Annotated in this window: 17 protein-coding genes, 1 tRNA gene and 1 pseudogene; 9 read left to right on the top strand and 10 right to left on the bottom strand. The window is 73.0% G+C overall.

Translation table 11 applies throughout. From position 1 onward, the window contains the following. Positions 1–67: 67 nt before the first annotated feature. Positions 68–283: pseudogene (locus ACN260_RS01280) on the top strand (MSMEG_6728 family protein); the annotation flags it as partial. An 89-nt stretch (positions 284–372) separates the two neighbouring features. Further along, on the top strand, positions 373–1,899 hold the full coding sequence (locus ACN260_RS01275; RefSeq protein ID WP_422754372.1) for a hydroxysqualene dehydroxylase: 1,527 nt from the start codon (positions 373–375) through the stop codon (positions 1,897–1,899). 41 nt (positions 1,900–1,940) lie between these two features. Here ACN260_RS01275 and adhE read toward each other — a convergent pair whose 3' ends face one another. Next, the gene (adhE, locus tag ACN260_RS01270; protein WP_422754371.1) at positions 1,941–4,514 is read right to left on the bottom strand and encodes a bifunctional acetaldehyde-CoA/alcohol dehydrogenase; all 2,574 of its coding nucleotides are present in this window, start codon (positions 4,512–4,514) and stop codon (positions 1,941–1,943) included. A 221-nt stretch (positions 4,515–4,735) separates the two neighbouring features. On the opposite strand from adhE, the gene ACN260_RS01265 reads away from it, so the two are divergent. Together ACN260_RS01265 and ACN260_RS01260 are read left to right on the top strand one after the other, a co-directional pair. Beyond that, positions 4,736–5,701, top strand: a complete 966-nt coding sequence (locus tag ACN260_RS01265) for a hypothetical protein (RefSeq protein ID WP_422754370.1) — start codon at positions 4,736–4,738, stop codon at positions 5,699–5,701. Between the two features lie 394 nt (positions 5,702–6,095). Further along, positions 6,096–6,539 carry an HNH endonuclease gene (locus ACN260_RS01260; protein ID WP_363650616.1) on the top strand — a complete coding sequence of 148 codons (444 nt, stop codon included), beginning with the start codon at positions 6,096–6,098 and terminating at the stop codon, positions 6,537–6,539. Positions 6,540–6,745: 206 nt separating this feature from the next. On the opposite strand, the gene ACN260_RS01255 is transcribed toward ACN260_RS01260, so the two are convergent. Together ACN260_RS01255 and ACN260_RS01250 are read right to left on the bottom strand one after the other, a co-directional pair. Then, positions 6,746–7,510, bottom strand: a complete 765-nt coding sequence (locus ACN260_RS01255; RefSeq protein WP_422754369.1) for an enoyl-CoA hydratase/isomerase family protein — start codon at positions 7,508–7,510, stop codon at positions 6,746–6,748. Positions 7,511–7,615: 105 nt separating this feature from the next. Next, entirely contained in the window at positions 7,616–10,003 is a 2,388-nt protein-coding gene (locus tag ACN260_RS01250; protein WP_422754368.1) for a M4 family metallopeptidase, read from the bottom strand. A gap of 168 nt (positions 10,004–10,171) precedes the next feature. On the opposite strand from ACN260_RS01250, the gene ACN260_RS01245 reads away from it, so the two are divergent. Both ACN260_RS01245 and ACN260_RS01240 read left to right on the top strand, forming a co-directional pair. Continuing rightward, positions 10,172–10,708 carry a hypothetical protein gene (locus tag ACN260_RS01245; RefSeq protein WP_422754367.1) on the top strand — a complete coding sequence of 179 codons (537 nt, stop codon included), beginning with the start codon at positions 10,172–10,174 and terminating at the stop codon, positions 10,706–10,708. 128 nt (positions 10,709–10,836) lie between these two features. After that, positions 10,837–11,433, top strand: a complete 597-nt coding sequence (locus ACN260_RS01240; protein WP_422754366.1) for a hypothetical protein — start codon at positions 10,837–10,839, stop codon at positions 11,431–11,433. A gap of 30 nt (positions 11,434–11,463) precedes the next feature. Here ACN260_RS01240 and ACN260_RS01235 read toward each other — a convergent pair whose 3' ends face one another. The 4 genes from ACN260_RS01235 to ACN260_RS01220 all read right to left on the bottom strand — a co-directional run bounded on the left by ACN260_RS01235 (position 11,464) and on the right by ACN260_RS01220 (position 13,100). Continuing rightward, a complete protein-coding gene (locus ACN260_RS01235) occupies positions 11,464–11,898 on the bottom strand; it encodes an ASCH domain-containing protein (protein WP_422754365.1) in 435 nt (144 codons plus the stop codon). 58 nt (positions 11,899–11,956) lie between these two features. Continuing rightward, a complete protein-coding gene (locus ACN260_RS01230; protein ID WP_088643226.1) occupies positions 11,957–12,376 on the bottom strand; it encodes a VOC family protein in 420 nt (139 codons plus the stop codon). A 35-nt stretch (positions 12,377–12,411) separates the two neighbouring features. Then, positions 12,412–12,816 (bottom strand): helix-turn-helix domain-containing protein, encoded by a 405-nt coding sequence (locus tag ACN260_RS01225; RefSeq protein ID WP_422754364.1) that lies wholly within the window; start codon positions 12,814–12,816, stop codon positions 12,412–12,414. A 207-nt stretch (positions 12,817–13,023) separates the two neighbouring features. Beyond that, positions 13,024–13,100 (bottom strand) — tRNA-Thr (locus ACN260_RS01220). 365 nt (positions 13,101–13,465) lie between these two features. On the opposite strand from ACN260_RS01220, the gene ACN260_RS01215 reads away from it, so the two are divergent. Next, positions 13,466–14,557, top strand: a complete 1,092-nt coding sequence (locus tag ACN260_RS01215; protein ID WP_402897351.1) for an ABC transporter ATP-binding protein — start codon at positions 13,466–13,468, stop codon at positions 14,555–14,557. 88 nt (positions 14,558–14,645) lie between these two features. On the opposite strand, the gene rlmB is transcribed toward ACN260_RS01215, so the two are convergent. Both rlmB and cysS read right to left on the bottom strand, forming a co-directional pair. After that, entirely contained in the window at positions 14,646–15,791 is a 1,146-nt protein-coding gene (gene rlmB / locus ACN260_RS01210) for a 23S rRNA (guanosine(2251)-2'-O)-methyltransferase RlmB (RefSeq protein WP_422754363.1), read from the bottom strand. Beyond that, complete coding sequence (gene cysS, locus ACN260_RS01205; protein WP_422754362.1) at positions 15,791–17,206, bottom strand: cysteine--tRNA ligase; 1,416 nt, start codon at positions 17,204–17,206, stop codon at positions 15,791–15,793. Before cysS ends, rlmB begins: the two co-directional genes overlap by 1 nt. A 162-nt stretch (positions 17,207–17,368) precedes the next feature. Between cysS and ACN260_RS01200 the strand changes: the two genes are divergently transcribed. Further along, complete coding sequence (locus ACN260_RS01200; RefSeq protein ID WP_422756584.1) at positions 17,369–18,037, top strand: IclR family transcriptional regulator; 669 nt, start codon at positions 17,369–17,371, stop codon at positions 18,035–18,037. Between the two features lie 439 nt (positions 18,038–18,476). On the opposite strand, the gene ACN260_RS01195 is transcribed toward ACN260_RS01200, so the two are convergent. Beyond that, on the bottom strand, positions 18,477–18,680 hold the full coding sequence (locus tag ACN260_RS01195) for a hypothetical protein (RefSeq protein ID WP_422754361.1): 204 nt from the start codon (positions 18,678–18,680) through the stop codon (positions 18,477–18,479). A gap of 491 nt (positions 18,681–19,171) precedes the next feature. Between ACN260_RS01195 and ACN260_RS01190 the strand changes: the two genes are divergently transcribed. After that, positions 19,172–19,537 carry an endonuclease domain-containing protein gene (locus tag ACN260_RS01190; RefSeq protein WP_422754360.1) on the top strand — a complete coding sequence of 122 codons (366 nt, stop codon included), beginning with the start codon at positions 19,172–19,174 and terminating at the stop codon, positions 19,535–19,537. The last annotated feature ends 178 nt before the right edge of the window (positions 19,538–19,715 follow it).

Here is a 19,715-nt window from a genome sequence, read left to right as displayed (position 1 = left end):
AGCGCACCGGACGGTGCCGGTCGGTCCGGCAGGCATGGTGGGCGCGGCGGCGGGTAGAGCAGCGGGCGTGCAGACGTTCCTGCCGTACCCGGACTTCCTGGCCAGCGCGCGGACCCTCGACCAGCGGCGGCTGGGCAAGCAGCGGGTGGAGGCGCTGCAGGTGCTGCGCGGGCTGACCCGGCCGGGGTACGGCTGGCGCAACCACCCGGCGGTGAAGATGTGGGCCGGCTACGAGGAGGCGTTGACCCGGTACGGGCTGGACCGGGCGGCCGAACCCCGCCGACGCCCCCGGTGGCGGCACCGCACCGGTCTGACCGGGCCGGATCGGGCCCGGTCAGGCAGACTGGGGGTCCCTCGGGTCGGAAGGTGCACATGGCGCTGTCGCAGAAGCTGGGCCGGCTCATCGGCGTACGCGAGCACGTGGTGGACCCGGGCGGGGGTGGTGCCCCCCGGGTGGCCCGGCCGACCACGGCCGTGGTGGTGGGCGGCGGGATCGCCGGCATGTCGGCGGCGGTGGTGCTCGCCGAACGCGGGGTGGACGTGACGGTACTGGAGGCCGCGCCGACGCTGGGTGGCCGGCTCGGCGCGTGGCCGGAGGCGCTCGCCGACGGCAGCCAGCTCAACGAGCACGGCTTCCACGCGTTCTTCCGGCAGTACTACAACTGGCGGTCGATCCTGCGGCGGGTCGATCCGACGCTCGGTTTCCTCAAGCCGATCCCCGGCTATCCGATCCTGTCCGCGCAGTGGCCCACCGAGGAGTTCGGCAAGCTGCCCCCGGCCCCGCCGGCCAACCTGCTGGCGCTCCTGCTGCGCAGCCCCAGCCTACGCCTGGCCGACCTGCGCACGATGGACCGGGACGCCGCGCTGCCGCTGCTCAGCTACGACCCGGTGCGCACCTACGCCGAGTTCGACGACACCACCGCCGACGCGCTGCTCGCCTCGCTGAAGCTGCCGGACCGGGCGCGGGCGATGCTGTTCGAGGTCTTCTCGCACTCGTTCTTCAACCACGAGGCGGAGATGTCGGCCGCCGAGATGATCGCCCAGTTCCACTTCTACCTGCTGGGCAACCCGGAGGGGTTGGCGTTCGACTGCCCCGACGAGGACTACGCCACGGCGATCTGGCAGCCGCTGACCCGGTACGTGGACAAGCACGGCGGCCGGGTGCACACCGGCTCGGCGGTCGCCCGGCTGGACCGGGAACCGGACGGCTGGCGGGTGACCACCGCCGACGGCACCGTCCACGCCGCCGGGCAGGTGGTGCTGGCCGTCGACCCGCCCGCGTTGGCGGCGCTGGTCGACGCCTCCCCCGGCCTGGTCGCGGTGGCGCCCGGGCTGGTGGCGCGGATGCCCGCGTTCGGTCGGCCGGGCCCGCCGTACGCGGTGGCGCGGTACTGGCTCGACGGGGACGTCCGGGCCGACCGGGCGGTGTTCAGCGGGGTGTCCCGCCAGCCCACCCTGGACTCGGTGACCCTCTACCACCGGCTGGAAAACGAGTCCCGACGGTGGGCGCAACGCACCGGCGGCGCGGTGGTGGAGCTGCACGCGTACGCCTGCGACGAGGGGGTGCCGGCCGAGGAGCTGGCCGAACGGATGCGCGCCGAACTGGCCACGCTCTGGCCGGAGGTCGCCGGGCTGGGGGTGCGGGAGCTGCGCGCCCGGGTCGAGGCGCAGGCCCCGGCGTTCACCCCGGGCAGCCACGCCGGCCGCCCCGGGGTACGCACCGACGCCGAGGGCCTCTACCTGGCCGGGGACGGCATCGGCACCGACTTCCCCAGCGCGTTGATGGAACGGTCGGCGGCGACCGGGATCATCGCCGCCAACCACATTCTGCGCGCCGCCGGGGCCGCCACCGAGCCGGTCCGCTCGATCCGCCCCCGGGGACTGCTCGCCGGGAAGTGAACCGGTCCGCCCGACCCGACCGGTCGGGTCGGGCGGACCGGTCAGCGTGCGGTGCCGTGGTAGGCGTCCCGCATGAGCTGCTGCATGTCGTCGAGCATCGGCATCCGGGGGTTGGCCGGGGCGCACTGGTCCTCGTAGGCGTTGAGGGCCTGCTGCGGCAGCGCCGCCTCGAACGCCGCCCGGTCGACGCCGATCGCGGCGAACGACGGTTCGATGCCGACCGCGTCGCGCAGCCGCTCCACCGCGTCGGCCAGCGACGCCACCCCTTCCGCCGGGGTGCCCGCCGGCAGGCCGAGCTGGGCGGCGATCTCGGCGAACCGCTCCGGTGCCCGGTAGCTCTCGTAGCGCGGCCAGCCCGACAGCTTCGCCGGGACGGTGCCGTTGTAGCGGATCACGTGCGGCAGCAGCACCGCGTTGGTGCGCCCGTGGGCGATGTGGAACGTCGCGCCGAGGGTGTGCGACATGGCGTGCACGATGCCGAGGAAGGCGCTGCCGAACGCCATTCCGGCGATGGTGCCCGCGTTGTGCATCCGTTCCCGCGCCTCGGGGTCGGCGTCGACCACCGCCCGTTCCAGGTTGCCGAAGATCAGCCGGATGGCGTGCAGGGCGAGCCCGTCGGTGAAGTCGTTCGCGTACACCGACACGTACGCCTCGATGGCGTGGGTGAGGGCGTCGAAGCCGCTGTCGGCGGCGATGGTCGCCGGCATGCTGGCGGTCAGCACCGGGTCGACGATCGCCACGGTCGGGGTGAGCGCGTAGTCGGCCAGCGGGTACTTCTTGCCGGTCCGGTGGTCGGTGATCACCGCGAACGGGGTCACCTCCGCGCCCGTGCCCGACGTGGTCGGCACGCAGACCAGCCGGGCCAGCGCGCCGAGGGTGGGGAAGGTGAAGGCGCGCTTGCGGATGTCGAAGAACTTCTCCCGCATGTCGTCGAAGACCACGTCCGGGTGCTCGTAGCGCAGCCACATCACCTTGGCCGCGTCCATCGCCGAGCCGCCGCCGAGGGCGACGATCGTGTCCGGCCGGAAGGCCCGCATCAGCGCGGCCCCGCGGTCGACGGTCTCGACGCTCGGCTCGGGCTCCACGTCGTCGATGATCTGCAGGGCGATCCGCTCGGGGCGGCGTTGCAGCACCCGGTTGATCCGGTCGACGAAGCCGAGCCGGGTCATGGTGGCGTCGGTGACCACGGTGACCCGGTGCACGTCGGGCATCTCGGCGAGGTAGCGGATCGCGTTCGCCTCGAAGAAGATCTTCGACGGGACCTTGAACCACTGCATGTTGTTGTTCCGCCGGCCGATCCGCTTGATGTTGAGCAGGTTCACCGCCGAGACGTTGTCGGACACCGAGGTACGGCCGTAGCTGCCGCAGCCCAGCGTCAGCGACGGCAGGAACGCGTTGTACATGTCGCCGATGCCGCCCTGCGAGGCAGGCGAGTTCCAGATGATCCGGACCGCCTTGACCCGGCGGCCGAACTCCTCCACCAGGTCCTCGTCGGCGGTGTGGATGACCGCGCTGTGCCCGAGCCCGTGGAACTCGACCATCTGCTCGGCGTACCGCAGGCCCTGCTCGCGGCTGTCGGCGCGCAGCACGGCCAGCACCGGGCAGAGCTTCTCCCGGGTCAGCGGCTCGTCGGGGCCGACCCGGTCGACCGCGACCAGGATGATCGAGGTGTCCGGGGCGACGGTGATCCCGGCGGCGTCGGCGATCCAGGCGGCCGTCCGGCCGACCACGTCGGGGTTGAGCTTCCCGGCGGGGAACAGCAGCGCCTCCAGCTTCTCCTTCTCCGCCGGGGTCGCCAGGTGGGCGTGCAGGGTGCGGAACTCCTCGATGGCCGCGTCGTGGATCGCCGCGTCGAGGATGACTGCCTGTTCGGAGGCGCAGATCATGCCGTTGTCGAACGACTTGGACAGCACGACGTCGTTGACCGCGCGCTTGAGCTTGGCGGTCGCCTCGATCCAGGCCGGCACGTTGCCCGCGCCCACGCCGAGCGCCGGCTTGCCCGCCGAGTAGGCGGCCCGGACCATGGCGTTGCCGCCGGTGGCGAGGATGGTGGCGACCCCGGGGTGGTGCATCAGCGCGGTGGTCGCCTCGACCGACGGCTCCTCGATCCACTGTATGCAGTGCTCGGGCGCTCCGGCGGCGACGGCCGCGTCGCGTACCGTGCGGGCGGCCTCGACGCTGCACCGCTGGGCCGCCGGGTGGAAGGCGAAGATGATCGGGTTGCGGGTCTTGAGCGCCAGCAGCGCCTTGAAGATGGTCGTCGAGGTGGGGTTGGTGACCGGGGTGATCCCGGCGACCACACCCACCGGGTCGGCGATCTCGACGATGCCGCTGATCTCGTCCCGACTGATCACCCCGACGGTACGGGTCTTCGCCATGCTGTGCGTGACGTGCTCGCAGGCGAAGATGTTCTTCACCGCCTTGTCCTCGAACACCCCCCGACCGGTCTCGGCGACGGCGAGCTGGGCGAGGGCGGCGTGCCGGTCCAGCGCGGCCACCGACGCCTTGCGGACGATGTGGTCGATCTGCTCCTGGTCGTACCGGTCGTAGTCGGCCAGGGCCTTGAGGCCGTCGGCGACCAGGGCGTCGATCGTGGTGGCGAGTGCGGTCGACATGCTTTCACCTCGGCGGTTGGCGGCGTCTCGGACACCCTCAGCATCCATCGACGGCCGTCTCGGCGGTGGGGCGCAAGGACCCGTCCCACGGTGGCCAAAGGTCCCGTCGTCGCGCCGTCCCGGGCGTGTCCGGTCAGCCGAAGGTCCCGATGTCGCGCCGGGGCCATGCAGCGTCGCCTACCCGACACCGCGCCCCGCCGCCCCCGGCCACCATGATTCGTATGACGGGACCGCGAAAGGCCTACACGTTGCTCGCCGTGGCCGCCGTCGGGGTGGCGGTACTGGCCTGGCGGATCGGGGTCGACAAGGCCAACGCGCTGGTGGGCCTGGCCGGCGTCTTCGCCGCGAGCGCGCTCGGGCTGTTGTCCCTGTTCAGCGCGATCGATCCACGACTGTCCCGGGCGGCGGTGGACGCCGCCGCCCTGCCTGCGGGGGCGACCCCGGCCACGCCCGACGCGCCGGCCGGAGCCACCGCCACCGGGTCGGGCCCGGGGCTGCGGCGCGGCTGGCGACGCTGGCGGCTGCCGGCCGGGATCGCCGCGCTGCTGCTGGTGATCGTCGGTACGGTGGCTGTGCTCTCCTGGCCGACCGACCGCACGCCGGACGCGCGGGGCACCTCCCCCACGGCCTCCGCCGACGCCACGTCGGCCGACCCCACCGTCACGTCGACCCCGGTCGGGCCGACACCCACCGCCGGTCCGTCCGGGGCGACGCCCACCACCACCCCGGCGACCCCGGACCCCGGTCCGGACGGGCCGACGACCGGCCCCGCGCCGACTTCCCCGACCAGGCCGACGCCCACGGAGCCGGAGGGGCGGGACTGGGTGCCCCCGCCGGGCGCACCGCGCTGGACCCTGCACGACGACGACTCGGTCTACTTCCTGCCTGAGCCCCGGGTGGCGAGGGGCACCGGCGCGGGCACCCTGATCTTCCAGGCGCAGCACCACCAGCTCGCCCTCTACGACTGGACCGACGACCCGACGGACCTCAGCTACGAGGGCTGCCGGAACCCGAAGGCGCAGCGGTACGCGAGCATCGACCTCGAACAGCTCGAACCCACCCCGGTCACCTACTGCCAGCCCGACCCGGGCGACCCGACGGTGGTCAACTACGTCCGGATCGACCGCAACCGCTGGCAGGCGACGCCGGCCTCGGTCGACGTGACCGTCTGGTCGGTCCGCTCGTAACCGACCGTCCGTGCCTGCCCGGTCCGGCGGCTCTCCAGGGGAGGGCACGGGCGGCGGGTGGCATCGAAATGCGTTGCCGGCCCGCACCGCCGCGCATAGCGTGATCCGCGCACGGTCAACCAGTCGAACCGGGAGCACACTTTGACGTCGTCGCAGCTCACCAGCGCGTGGTCGACGCTACCCGTCGGCGGTTGCCGAGCCGAACATCCCCGGGACGGGAATCCCGACTGACGCGTGCCCGTACGCGCCGGCCGCCCCGTCCCACCCGAGGACCGGGCGGCCTTCGTCGTCCGGTCAGACCTCCGGCGGCGGCCCGGTCCGGGTCGCCTCCCCTGCGGCCGGCCGACCCCGCCCGCCGACCCGATCGACCCACCGACCGCGAAGGGAGAGCCCGGTGGACGCCGTCCTCGTCATCAACGCCGACCTCGGCCCACTGCACCGGGTCACCGTCCAACACGCGATCCGGATGCTGTGCCGTCGGGTCGCCGAGATCCACGAGGCCGAGCCGGACCGGGTGATCGGGGTCTTCCCCGTCCCCCGGGTGGTCCGGCTCGTCCGGTACGTCGTCACCCGCTGGCGGTTCAGCGCCGGCCCGGCCTGGTCCCGGGCGGGGGTGCTGCGCCGCGACGGTGGGCGGTGCGCGTACTGCGGCGGGCCGGCCAGCACCGTCGACCACGTACTGCCCCGCTCACGCGGCGGTGGCAACACCTGGCGGAACACCACCGCCGCCTGTTACCCGTGCAACCAGCACAAGGGTGACCGGACCCCGGCCGAGGCGGACATGCCGCTGCGGCGGGAGCCGGCGACGCCGAGTTGGGCGAGCCTCGCCGGGCGGTGACCGGACCGGCCGGCGGGCACAGGGGGTCGCGTCGGGTAACGCCCGGCGCGACGCCCGCCGGCCCCACCGCCCCGCCGCGCCCCGAGAACGCAGCCCCGCCACCGCGATCGGCTTACTTTCGCGGATGTAGCGGCATCCGTCAGCTCCGATACCACTACATCCACGATCGTGCGCCCACCCCGACGGTGTCAGCCGGGCAGGCCGGGTCAGTGACCGGCGGACGGCGACCAGGGAAAGTCGGGCGGACGTCGTTCGTGATGCGCGGCGACGCCCTCGCGGGCCTCGCCACTGTCCCGTGCCTTCCGGTGCCACCAGGCGATCCGGGCCGGCCCGGCCCGGTCGTCGATGATCTCCTTGGCGGCGGCGATGCTGAGCTGGGAGCGGGCCGCGATGGCGGCGGTGATCGCGGTGACCCGGCCGGGCAGGTCGTCGACCACCTCGTCGACCAGGCCGACCCGCAGCGCCCGTCCGGCGTCGATCAGCTCGGCGGTGAAGATCAGGAACTTGGCCGTGGACGGGCCGACGAGCCGGGTCAGCCGTCGGGTGGTGGGGGCCGGGTAGACCAGCCCGAGCCGGGCCGGCGGCACCCCGAACCGGGCGTCCGGGGCGGCGATCCGCAGGTCGCAGGCGACCGCGAGCAGGCAGCCACCGCCCACGCAGGGGCCCTGCACCGCAGCGACGGTGGGCTTGGCGAACGCGGCCAACCGTTCCTCGGCGGCGACCGCGTCGCCCACCTCACCGTTCGCGTCCAGCAGTTCGTCGAGGTCGCCGAGGTCGGCACCGGCGCAGAACGCCCCGTCGGCGCCGGTGAGCACCAGGGCGCGTACGGCCGGGTCGGCCTCCAGCCCGTCCAGCAGCACGGGCAGCCGTCGCCACATGTCCGGTGTCATCGCGTTGCGCCGGCCGGGGTTACGGATGGTCACCGTCGCCACCGCGCCGGTCACCCCGACGGTCAACTCCGCGTCCGACACCGTCGCACCCCTCTCGTCGTGTCACCGGTGCGGCGACCATAACGGCGCGGGCCCGACGACCACCCGGGAGGGGTGGCCGCCGGGCCCACCGACGCAGGGATCAGGTCAGGACACGTCGAGCGCGGTGTCGTCGACCACGAAGGACGTCCGCAGCGAGGCGTCCTCGGTGCCGGTGAACTTCAGGGTGACGCTCTGGCCGGCGTACGGGGCCAGCGAGAACGAGCGCTGGGTGTACCCGGTGGCCTTGTTCAGGTTCGAGTAGGTCGCCAGGGTCGCCAGCACGGTGCCGGAGGAGTTGAGCACCTGCACGGTCAGCTTGTCGTACGCGGTCGTGGTGGTGACCTCCCGCGAGTCGATGTGCAGCCAGAAGCTGAAGTTGTACGTCGAGCAGCCGGCCGGCACGCTCACCGACTGGGAGAGCGTCTCGGTCAGGGTGCCACCGGTGCCGCCCAGCCAGGCGTTCCAGGTGCCGCCGTGGGTGGGCTGGCTGGCGCCGTTCTGCCCGATGACGCCCGTGCTGGCCGCCCAGACCGTGTTGCCGGACTCGAAGCCGGGGTTGCCCAGGAGCTGGCCGGCGGTGCAGGTGCCACCGACGCTGCTCACGATCAGCGTGTAGCTGGCCGAGTGGGCCACCGCGCCGGTGCCGGTGACCGTCACCGGGTAGCTGCCGGCCGGGGTGCCGGCCGAGGTGGCGATGGTCAGGGTCGACGCGGCACCCGAGGTCACCGAGGCCGGGCTGAACGTCGCGGTCGCGCCGGTCGGCAGGCCGGACGCCGAGAACGTCACGGTCTGCGCGGTGCCGCTGGTGGTCGCGGTGGCGACGGTGGTGGTGACCGAACCGCCCGCGGTCACCGAACCGGAGGTCGGGGAGAGCGAGACGGAGAAGTCGTTACCGGTCGAGGAGCAGGGGGCGTCGCTGCCGGCGACGTTGACCGCGGTCCACGCCGCCTGGACGGCCTTGTACTCGGTGGAGCAGCTGCCGTACAGGTCGGTCGCCGCCCTGAGGCTGTACGCGCGGGCGGTGTTGGCCGGGGTGCTGGTGTTGACGTACGACGTGTTGGAGGTGAAGTACACGTCCAGGGCGCGGAACCAGATCTTCTCGGCCTTCTCCCGGCCGATGCCGGTGACCGCCGGGGCGGAGCCGCAGACCGGCGAGGTGCCGTACGCCGTGGCGCCGGTGCCCTCGGCCAGGTTGAAGAAGAAGTGGTTGCCGACGCCGGAGGAGTAGTGCACGTCCTTGTTCTTGGTGCTGGTGCTCCAGCACGAGTCGGACGAGCCGTCCAGCGACGGGTTGTACATGTAGCGCAGCGGGGTGCCGTTGCCGTTGATGTTGATCTTCTCGCCGACCTGGTAGTCGCCCGGGTCGCTCGGCGCGGCGGCGTAGAACTCGACCATGTTGCCGAAGATGTCGCTGGTGGCCTCGTTGAGGCCGCCCGACTCGCCGGAGTAGACCAGGCCGGAGACGGCCTCGGTGACGCCGTGGCTCATCTCGTGGCCGGCCACGTCGAGGGAGACCAGCGGCCGGGAGTTGCTGGCGCCGTCGCCGTAGGTCATCTGGGCGCCGTCCCAGAAGGCGTTGATGTAGTTGCGACCGTAGTGCACCCGGCTCGGCACGCCCGCGCCGTTGCCGAAGATGCCGTTGCGGCCGTGCACGTTCTTGAAGTAGTCGAACGTCTTGGCCGCGCCGAAGTGGGCGTCGACGGCGGCGGACTGCCGGTTGGCGTTGGTGCCGTCGCCCCAGACGTTGTCGGCGTCGGTGAACGTGGTGCAGGTGCTGGTGCCGTTGTTCATGTCGCAGGTGCGGCCGTTGCCGTGCGACGGGTCGATCATCTGGTAGGTGCTGCCGGAGAGCGTGGTGTCGATGCTGACCGAGCCGGTGTAGATGCCCTGGCCGCTGCCGACCACCGACTCGATCTCGTCGTGCGCGCCGATGACCCGGCCGGTGACGGCGTCGGTGATCACGTGCAGCTTCGACGGGGTCTGCTGGTCGGCCTTCCAGCCGGACAGCACGGTCTCCCAGGCGAGCCGGCCCTTGCCGGAGGTGGCGTCGACGAAGAGTTCCGGCGCACCCACCTCGGTGATCTTGCCGGAGAACGCCTTGCGGGCCGTCGCGGCGGCCGCCGCCGGGCTGATCCTGGCGGTGGTGCCGAGGGTCAGCGGGGCGGCCAGGCCGACGGAGGTGCCGGCGAGGGCGCCGTCGGGCGCGGTGTGGATGACGAAGTCACCGCCGTACACCCGCAGCCCCTGGTAGGTACGGGTGTAGCGGGTGTGCGCCGCGCCGTTGGCATCGGCCTTGGTGCGGACCGCCTGGTAAGCCTCCGCGCTGGTGCCCTGGACGGCGCCCGGGTTGCTGCGCAGCAGGCTCTCGGCGCGGGCGGCGGGGGCGGCATCGGGAGCGGGGGCGGGGGGAGCCGCGTGCGCTGCGGTGGCGACGCAGGTCAGCATTCCGCTGGTGAGCAGAGCTGCACTGACGGCGGCGAGGGGTCGTTTCACGTGCCCTCCTGGCAAGGGAAAGATGTGACGGGGGTAGTCACGCATGTAGATATAGCGATACACCCGGGAAAAGAGAAGGGATGGAGCGGTTCCATGACACGACACTGGCCGAACGGAGGAGGGGCCCTGCCCAGGGAACCGATTGACGTCGATGCACGTCCGATCGGGATGAGATCATCCGTCCTGGTCCTGGCCGCCGTCACGACCGCCGCCGCGCTACTGACCGGCTGCTCAGCGACCGAGCCGGGGCCACCAGCGGCCACGACCGCTCCGAACTCCGACGCCACCGCCATCACAGGCACCCCGGCCGGGGCCGCGACCCCGTCGACCGGGACACCCGGCGACCCCGGCGCCCGGGGGGCCGGCGCGGACCGGGTCACCCTGACCCGCTCCGGCGGCTTCGCCGGCAGCCGGGACACGGTGACCGTCGAGCCCGACGGCCGGTGGACCACCACCGACCGGGCCGGCACGACGCGTACCGGCCGGCTCGACGCGGTGGCCCTCGACCGGCTCCGGATGCTCGTCGGCCCGGCCACCCGCGACCACGGCGGCGTCCCGTCCGACGACGGCTGCGCCGACACGTACCGCTATCAGCTCACCGTGGGGGCGACCCGCGTCGACTGGACCGACTGCCCGACCGGCCAGCGACCACCGGACGCCACGCGGGAACTGGCCGCGCTGCTGCTGGACACCACCACCGGCTGACCGTGATCCGGTCGCCTTCCGTGTCCGGCAGGTGGTGGCGCGGCTCACGGTGGCCTGCGTGGGCGGACGCCGCCACGGGGTGACACTGGTCGGATAACCTACCCGCTCCGATTCGTGCGAGGAGCGTTGTGCCGAAGACACGACCCGCCGGTCCGCGCCATCCGCTCGGCCGGGCCGGGCTGCTGCCGGTGGTGGTCGCCACCGTCCTGGCCACCGGGTGCACGGTCACCGACGTCGAACGACAGGCGTCGCCCGTCCCGACACCGGTGGCGCGGACGTTGCGGACCCCGGACACCCTGCTGGGGCTGCCCCGCTCGGGTGCGCCACTGCCCACCGGGCTGCCCCGGTTCCGGCTCAACGAGCTGACCCGCGAGGCCGCCCCGGCCACCAGCACCGTCGAGGGGGTCTACGGGCGGGGACGGCCCACCCCGGAGACGATCGTGGTGAGCGCTGTCTCGGGCACCGTCACCGACCCGCAGGCCACCCTGGACCGGTTGCTCAAGCCGTACCGGATTCCGAAGCCCCGGTCGGTGGAGTTCGGCCGGTACGGCGGCGAGGCCCGGTGCGGGCGCGCACGGACCGCCGACGAGGGCCACCTCACCGCCTGCGCCTGGGCCGACCCGGAGGTCGCCGGGGTGGTGGTCTTCCTGACCGGCACCAGACAGCCGGACCGCAAGGAGGATTTCCTCACCATCCGCGACGAGCTGGAACAGCCCACCGGCTGACCGGCCCGCCACCGTACGGGCCGCGCCGGGTCAGCCGGTGACGGCCGGCACCACCCGGAAGCGTTCGACGACGGCGAGGGTGTCGTCGGTCACCCGGAACCCGGGATCACCCAGCCAGCCCAGGTAGTCCGACCCGTGCCAGTACTCCTCGTGGCCGGCCCGCCAGGCCGCCACCGAGTCGTACCCCTCCCCCTCGTCGCGGGCGTGGTCGAGGTCGACGTCGCCGAGCCGGACCACCCGCACCCCGGTCACCTCGATCACCGCGACCGGCCGGTCGGCGGAGTCGACCACCACCGCCCGGTCGCCCACGGCCGGCAGCGGCTCGCCGTCGCGCTCGTAGTCCTGGAGCAGGCCCGTGGTGGAGGTCTTCGCGCCGCTGAGCACGGCCGCCACCAGTTGGTCACGCAGCGGGCCGGGGAAGGCGAACTCGCATTTCGGCAGGTCGGGGAAGCTCGGTGTGGTCACCGGGCGACGGTAGCCCGGCGACCCCACCGCCCACACCCGCAATACCGGCGTCGCCGGGTCAGGCCCGGGGGAACATCTGGCCGATCCGGATCCGGTTGCCGAACGGGTCCCGGATGCCGAAGTCGATGCCGTACGGGCGCTCGGTCGGCTCGTCGGTGATGTCGACACCCTTGGCGACCAGATCCTCGTACGTCTTGTGCGCGTCGTCGGTGGTGATGCTCAGCCACCCGCCGATCGCGCCCTTGGTCAGCAGCTCCCGGACCTGCTCGGCGGTAGCCGGGTCCAGCGCGGGCGGACCGGGCTTCTCCAGCAGCACCTCCCGCTGCGGGTCGCCGGGCACGTTGACCGTCAGCCACCGCATGAAGCCCAGATCCTGGTCGGTGTTGACCTCGAAGCCCAGCTTGCCGACATAGAAGTCGAGCGCCTCGTCCTGGTCGAGGACGTAGAGCTGGGAGCGGGTGATCGCGTTCATAGTCATGCCCGGAACGCTATTCCAGGCCCCTGACCTGCTGCTTATCCAAAACTGCTGGGCCTGGTCCAGGCCTTGGTGAAGCAGCTCGGCACCGTTGCGTCGCCGGCCGACCGGCGGCTGCGGTACCCGCTGGGCGACTCGCCGACGATCTGCCGGAAGGTGCGGCTGAACGAGCCGAGGCTGCTGAACCCGACGGCGTAACAGATGTCGGTGACGTCCCGGTCGGTCTCCACCAGCATCGACATCGCCCGTTCCACCCGACGACGTTGCAGGTAGCGGTGCGGGGTCTCGCCGAAGGTCGCCCGGAAGGTACGGATGAAGTGTGCCTCGGAGACCAGCGCGATCCGGGCCAGCGCCGGGATGTCCAGCGGTTCGGCGTACGCCCGGTCCATCGCGTCCCGGGCCCGCAGCATGGCCCGGTTCGACTGCTCCACCGCACGACTCATCGGCCCCCGCCCCCGTCGTCCCCGTTCGCGCCGACCAATCTACCCAGCCGGACCCGGCCGGCGGGGACCCGCAACGGGCGGCGACCTCCGGCGGGAACCGGACCACGGGCCGCCCTCCGGCGGGGACCCCGCCACGGGCAGTCGCCTGCGCCGCGTGAGCCGACGGATCGACAGGCGGCAACGCCGGTGGCGGCCGTGCTGTGGAATTGGAGCCCCCGGCCGGGATCGAACCGGCGACATCTCGCTTACAAGGCGAGTGCTCTGGCCAGCTGAGCTACAGGGGCGCGTGGTGCGAGGTCAGCATAGCGACTGACGTCGGGAAATCCCGGCCGGCAGGGTCCCCGAGCATGGAAAACGTCAATCTTGTGCCCGCGTCACCGACGAATCGACGCGCCGGAACCCCGTCGGGCGAGGGGATTGATGCCCGGCCGTGCCCGCCTGACCGAAATGCGTATGCCGTCCGTCCCACTCGGTGTATCCCGTCTTGGCACAGCTGGAAATCCCGTTTACCGTGCAGTGACACGGATGACACCCGGGGTCGGCGAAGGCTGCCTCCGGATGGGGTCCGCGGGTCGGCACCGTGGGTGCCGACAGCTCCTTCACTCGGATCGTCCGGCACGTTCCTGCCGGTGAAAGGAAGCGCACCACCATGGCTACGGTCACGTACGCGAAGGCGTCCCGGATCTACCCGGGCACCGAACGCCCCGCCGTCAACCAGCTCGACCTCCAGATCGGCGACGGCGAGTTCCTCGTCCTGGTCGGCCCGTCGGGTTGCGGCAAGTCCACCAGCCTGCGGATGCTCGCCGGCCTGGAGGACGTCGACGACGGCGCGATCTACATCGACGACCGGGACGTCACCCACCTCCCGCCGAAGGCCCGCGACATCGCGATGGTCTTCCAGAACTACGCCCTCTACCCGCACATGTCGGTGTACGAGAACATGGCGTTCGCCCTCAAGCTGCGCAAGACCCCGAAGGCCGAGATCGACCGGCGGGTCAAGGAGGCGGCCGGCCTGCTCCAACTGGAGGAGTACCTCAGCCGCAAGCCGAAGGCGCTCTCCGGTGGTCAGCGCCAGCGGGTCGCGATGGGCCGGGCGATCGTCCGCGAGCCGCAGGTCTTCCTCATGGACGAGCCGCTGTCGAACCTCGACGCCAAGCTCCGCGTGCAGACCCGTACCCAGATCGCCTCGCTCCAGGCCAAGCTGGGCATCACCACCGTCTACGTCACCCACGACCAGGTCGAGGCCATGACCATGGGCCACCGGGTGGCGGTCATGCTCGACGGCGTCCTGCAGCAGGTGGACACCCCGCGGGCGCTCTACGACACCCCGGCCAACGTGTTCGTCGCCGGCTTCATGGGCTCCCCCGCCATGAACATCAAGACCGTCCCGCTGAACGAGCGGGGCGCGGCCTTCGCCGAGATGCACATCCCGCTGACCCGTGAGCAGGTCGAGGCCGCCCGCAGCGAGGGTGGCGACAACCGGGTCACCGTCGGTTTCCGCCCGGAGGACTGCGACCTGGTCAGCCCCACCGAGGGCGGCATGCCGGTCGTGGTCGAGCTGGTCGAGGACCTCGGCTCCGACGCCAACGTCTACGGCCACGCCGCGTTGGAGGGCCACGAGGAGCGTTTCGTGGTCCGCACCGACCGGCGGACCATGCCGAACATGGGTGACACCGTGTTCGTCAAGCCGCGTGCCGGCCGCAGCCACGTCTTCAACGCCGCCACCGGCCACCGCATCTGATCCCACCGTACGACGAAGGGGGCGGTCCGCTTCGGCGGGCCGCCCCCTTCGTCGTTTCTTCGTCCCGGGCACGGGTGCCCGGGACGGATCAGCCTTCCGCGGCGCGGCGGCGGGCCACCTCGGCGAGGGTGACGGCGGCGGCGACGCTGGCGTTCAACGACTCCACGTCGGAGATCATCGGGATGCTGACGGTCAGGTCACACGTCTCCCCGACCAGCCGGGACAGCCCGCGCCCCTCGGAGCCGACCACCACGACCAGCGGGCCGACGGCGGCCTCCAGGTCGTACAGGTCGGTGTCGCCGTCGGCGTCCAGGCCGACCACCATGAAGCCGGCGTCCTGGCACGCCTTCAGCGACCGGGTCAGGTTGGTGACCTGGGCGACCGGCACCCGCGCCGCCGCGCCGGCACTGGTCCGCCAGGCGGTCGCGGTGATCCCGGCGGCCCGCCGCTCCGGTACGAACACGCCCTGCGCGCCGAACGCGGCAGCCGACCGGATCACCGCACCCAGGTTGCGCGGGTCGGTGACCCCGTCCAACGCGACCAGCAGCGGGGCTGGCTGCTCCAGGGAGGCCGCCAGCAGGTCCTCGAAGAGTTCGTAGGCGAACGGCGGCACCTGGAGACCCACACCCTGGTGCAGTACACCGCCGGTCATCCGGTCCAGCTCGGCCCGGCTGATCTCCAGGATGGCGATGCCCCGGTCGGCGGCCGTACGGGTGATCTCGTTGACCCGGTCGTCGGCGTCGATGCCCAGCGCGGTGTAGAGCGCGGTCGCCGGCACCTGGGCGCGCAGCGACTCCAGCACCGGGTTGCGGCCCACCAGCAGCTCCGGGCTGTCCCGCGACGGGTTGGACTTGCGCCCCGGTGCGACCCGCGGGCCGCTGCGGCCCGCGCCCGCGCCACCCCGGCCACCCGCGCCGGACCGACCACCACCGCCGGCCCGGACGGGGGCCACGCCCCGGGTGCCCTTGCCCCAGGTGGTGTCCTTGGTGCCCGGCTGGCCGATCTTGGGGGCGCGGCCCTCCTCGGCTGCCGCCCGGCGCTCCTTGTCCTGCTTCCAGGCGGTGCGCTGGGGCAGCTTCTCGGTCCCCGAGTACGCCTTGTGCCAGGGGCGCTCGTCGGCGGGCAGGGTCTTGCCCCGGCCCGCGAGGGAGTCCTTGTTCTTGCCGCCGGAGCCCTTGGGGGCACCCGCCTTCGACGTCAGTCGCCGGCCACGGCGCTGCGAGTTGCCGGCCATCAGTCCTGCTCTCCAATAGTCCAACGGGGGCCCTGCGGGGTGTCCTCGACCACCACGCCGGCCTGCTTGAGCTGGTCGCGGACGGCGTCCGCGGCCGCCCAGTCCTTGCGGCTGCGGGCCTGCGCGCGCTGCTCCAGGGCCAGCGCGACCAGGGAGTCCACCACGCCCCGCAGGTCGTCGACGCGACCGCCACCGGTCCAGGCCGGGTCGAGGGGGTCGACGCCGAGGATATCCAGCATCGCCCGGGTGGCGGCGAGGGTGGTGCGGACCGTCACATCGTCGCCGTCGGCCAGCGCGGTGTTGCCGTCCCGCAGGGTCGCCTGGAGGACGGCGAGCGCGGCCGAGGTGTTCAGGTCGTCGTTCATCGCCGCCACGAACCCGGCGGGCAGTTTCCCGAGCTGCCCCACGCCGACCCGCTCCACGGCCCGCTGGACGAACCCCTCGATCCGCCGGTACGCCACCGCCGCCTCGCGCAGCGCGTCCTCCGAGTAGTCGATCCGGGACCGGTAGTGCGCCGCCGCGTAGTAGTAGCGCAGCTCGACCGGGCGCACCCCGAGCGAGTCGACGTAGTCGAGGTCGAGGGCGTTGCCGAGCGACTTGCCCATCTTGGCGCCGCCGATGCTGAGCAGCCCGTGGTGCACCCACCAGCGGGCGAAGGGCAGCCCGGCGGCCTGCGACTGGGCGATCTCGTTCTCGTGGTGCGGGAAGGTCAGGTCGAGCCCGCCGCCGTGGATGTCGAACTCCGCGCCGAGGTACCGCAGGCACATCGCCGAGCACTCGATGTGCCAGCCGGGACGGCCCCGGCCCCACGGTGAGGGCCAGTAGGCGTCGGCCGGCTCGTCCGGCTTGACGCCCTTCCACAGCGCGAAGTCCCGGGGGTCCCGCTTGCCGCGCTCCGGGGCGTCCCCGGCGGACTGCATGTCGTCGGGCGACTGGCCGGACAGCGACCCGTACGCCGGCCAGGAGGCCACGTCGAAGTAGACGTCGCCGGACCCGTCGGTGGCCGGGTAGGCGTGACCGGTCTCGATCAGCCGGGCGATCAGCTCGTGCATCTCCGGGATGTGCCCGGTCGCCCGCGGCTCGTACGTCGGCGGCAGCACGTTCAACGCCCGGTAGGACCGGGCCAGGACCAGCTCGTTGGCGTACGCGATGGACCAGAACGGGCGGCCCTGCTCCTGCGCCTTGACGAGGATCTTGTCGTCGATGTCGGTCACGTTGCGGATGAAGGTGACCTCGAAGCCGGCGGCCGACAGCCAACGCCGCAACACGTCGTAGTTGACACCCGAGCGAAGATGGCCGATGTGCGGCGGCGCCTGGAGGGTGAGACCACACAGGTAGACCCCCACCTTGCCGGCTTGCCGCGGAACGAAGTCCCGCACCGATCGGGCGGCGGTGTCATACAGGCGTAGCGTCACCGTACCAGGGTAGCTGTCCGTGCTTTCCCGGGTCGGCCCGAGCCGGGTCGTACGCTGCCTGCTGTGGAGACGACGGCGGCCCCCGACGAGCCGGGCAACCCGGTGCCCGCAGGTGATGACCCCGGCCGCCGCGCGCCTGCCGACGGCGGGCCCGGCCCGCGCGTGCCCGCGGGTGACGGGCCGGGCCTTCACGTCCCTGCCGGGGGCGAGACGGCGCAGACCCTGGACCGGGGCCTGCGCCTGCTGCACCTGGTGGCCGACGCGTCGGCCGGGTTGACCGTCACCGAGGCCGCCCACCGGCTCGGCATCGGCCGGGCCGCCGTGTACCGGCTGGTCGGCGCGCTGACCGCACACGGGATGCTGCGCCGGGGCGGCGACGGCCGGCTGCGCCTCGGCGTCGGCGTGCTGCACCTGGCCCGACGGGCCCAGCCGCTGCTGGCCGAGGGTGCCCTGCCGGCGCTGCGGCGGCTGGCCGAACAGACCGGGGCGACCGCCCACCTGACCGTGGTGGAGGGCGGCGAGGGGGTCGCCCTGGCCGTGGTCGAGCCGAGCTGGACGTCGTTCCACGTGGCGTACCGGCCGGGGGCCCGGCACCCGCTGGAACGCGGGGCCGCCGGCCGGGCCGTCCTCGCCGGGCGGGCGGGCCACGCGGGCCCGGTGAGCACCGCGGGGGAACTCCAGGCCGGAGCGTACGGGGTGGCCGCGCCGGTGCTCGGGGTGCCGGGCCTGGAGGCGAGCGTCGGGGTGATCTCGTTGGCCCCGTTACCGGTCGACACGGTCGGCCCGCAGGTCACCACCGCCGCCCGGACGATCGCCACCGCCCTGTCCTGACCCTCCCACCTCCCTTCCGGCCCGGCCCTCCCCGGCCCTCCCTGGCCTGGCCTGGCCGCCCGGCCTGGCGATGATCGATCCATCTGGGCCGAAACAGCGGTATCCGCCGCCCTTTACCCCGCATCTTCGGCCCAGATGAGTCGATCATGGTGCTCATCCCTCGCCGACGCCCGCGCTGGGGGCGTGCAGAGTCCAGGCCGGAGGGGGAGTTGGAGAAGGTCGGGGCGCACGGGCGGGCAGGGAGATCGCGCGATACCACGCCTACGCGGGCGGTGGGGGTTTGTCCACAGGGGGTGCCGCCAGAGGCCGGGGCGGTTGTCCACAGGGGTTTCGCCGGGCGTCCGGGAGGTCCGACGCTGGGGTCATGCCACCTCGACCTCATCGCCCGGCAGCCCTCGTCGGGCAGGTGTTCCGCGGCTCCGACGCGATCCGCCAGGGCCTACTCACCCGCCACCAGCTGCGCGGGGCGTCCTGGCTCCGGCTCGGTCACGACGTGTACGCCGATGCCCGCCTCGCCCGCAACCACGCCCTGACCTGTCGCGCCGCCCTCCTCCGGATGCCCGCCGGCACGGTCGTCGCGGGTCCGTCGGCGGCGTACCTGCACGGGATCGAGCACGCCGCCGGCTTCGGTGACGAGGTGCACGTGCTCGTCCCCCGGGCGGCCCGGGTCGGCTCCCAGGGGGCGGTCACGTCCGGCTCCCGCGCTACCGCCCGCCTCACCGTCTCCAGCGGAATCCGGCCCGACGCGGGCGGAACGCGGCCCGACGCGGGCGGAATCCGGCTCGGTGCGGGCGGTGGACGGCCCGGCTTCCCCGGCGGTATCCGGGTGCACAGCGTCGCCGCCCCCGACGGACCGGTCGCCCATCCCCGACCGTACGGGCCGGGCCCCGGGTCGGCCGGGGCCGTCCCGGTCACCACGGCGAGACTGACCGACGTCCGCCCACCGTCGACCGGCCCGCACCCGGCACCGCCCGCCCTGCCCCGGTCGTCCCCGCGCTCGCCGCCTGGGAGACGGCGGCCTGGCTGGACCCGGTCAGGGCGGTCGGCATCGTCGACTCGCTGCTCGGCAAGGGGCTGACCAGTCCGGCCGCCCTCGCCGAGATCGCCACGCGCTTCGCCGACCGACGGGGTGGGGTGCGGGCCCGCCGGGTCTTCGATCTGGCCGATCCAGCCGCGCAGTCACCGCCCGAGTCGCACCTGCGGGTCCGACTCGTGCTGGCCGGTCTGCCCCGGCCGGTCGCGCAACATCCTGTAGAGCTGCCCTCGGGGCTGCTGCTGCACCCCGATCTCGCCTGGCCGGCGTTCCGGGTCGCGGTGGAGTACGACGGGCACTGGCACAGCGATCCCGAGCAACTGCACCGGGACCGTCGCCGGCTCAACCACCTTATCGCCGCCGGCTGGACCGTTCTGCACGTGACCAGCCGCCGGCTGAGGGACGATTTTCCCGCCGTGGCCGGCGAGATCCGCCTGATCCTCACCCAGCGCGGCTGGCGCCGATGATCCACCCCCTTGGGCCGGTGTTGCGTTATCCCCTCACCCCGACACCGCAACATCGGCCCCGTCGCGCAAAATCGGCCCCGTCGCCGCAACATCGGCCTCGTCGCGCACGAGCAGCAGAGGCCGGACACGGAGAGGCCCGGACGACCGGGGCCGTCCGGGCCTCTCCCAGGGCCGTGGC

The sequence above is a fragment of the Micromonospora sp. WMMD708 genome (genome assembly GCF_049315245.1).
In the GTDB taxonomy this organism is placed as follows: Bacteria; Actinomycetota; Actinomycetes; order Mycobacteriales; family Micromonosporaceae; genus Micromonospora; species Micromonospora wenchangensis.
The sequence above is the reverse complement of the archived record's forward strand: the minus strand, read 5'-3'. Positions and strand labels throughout refer to the sequence as shown.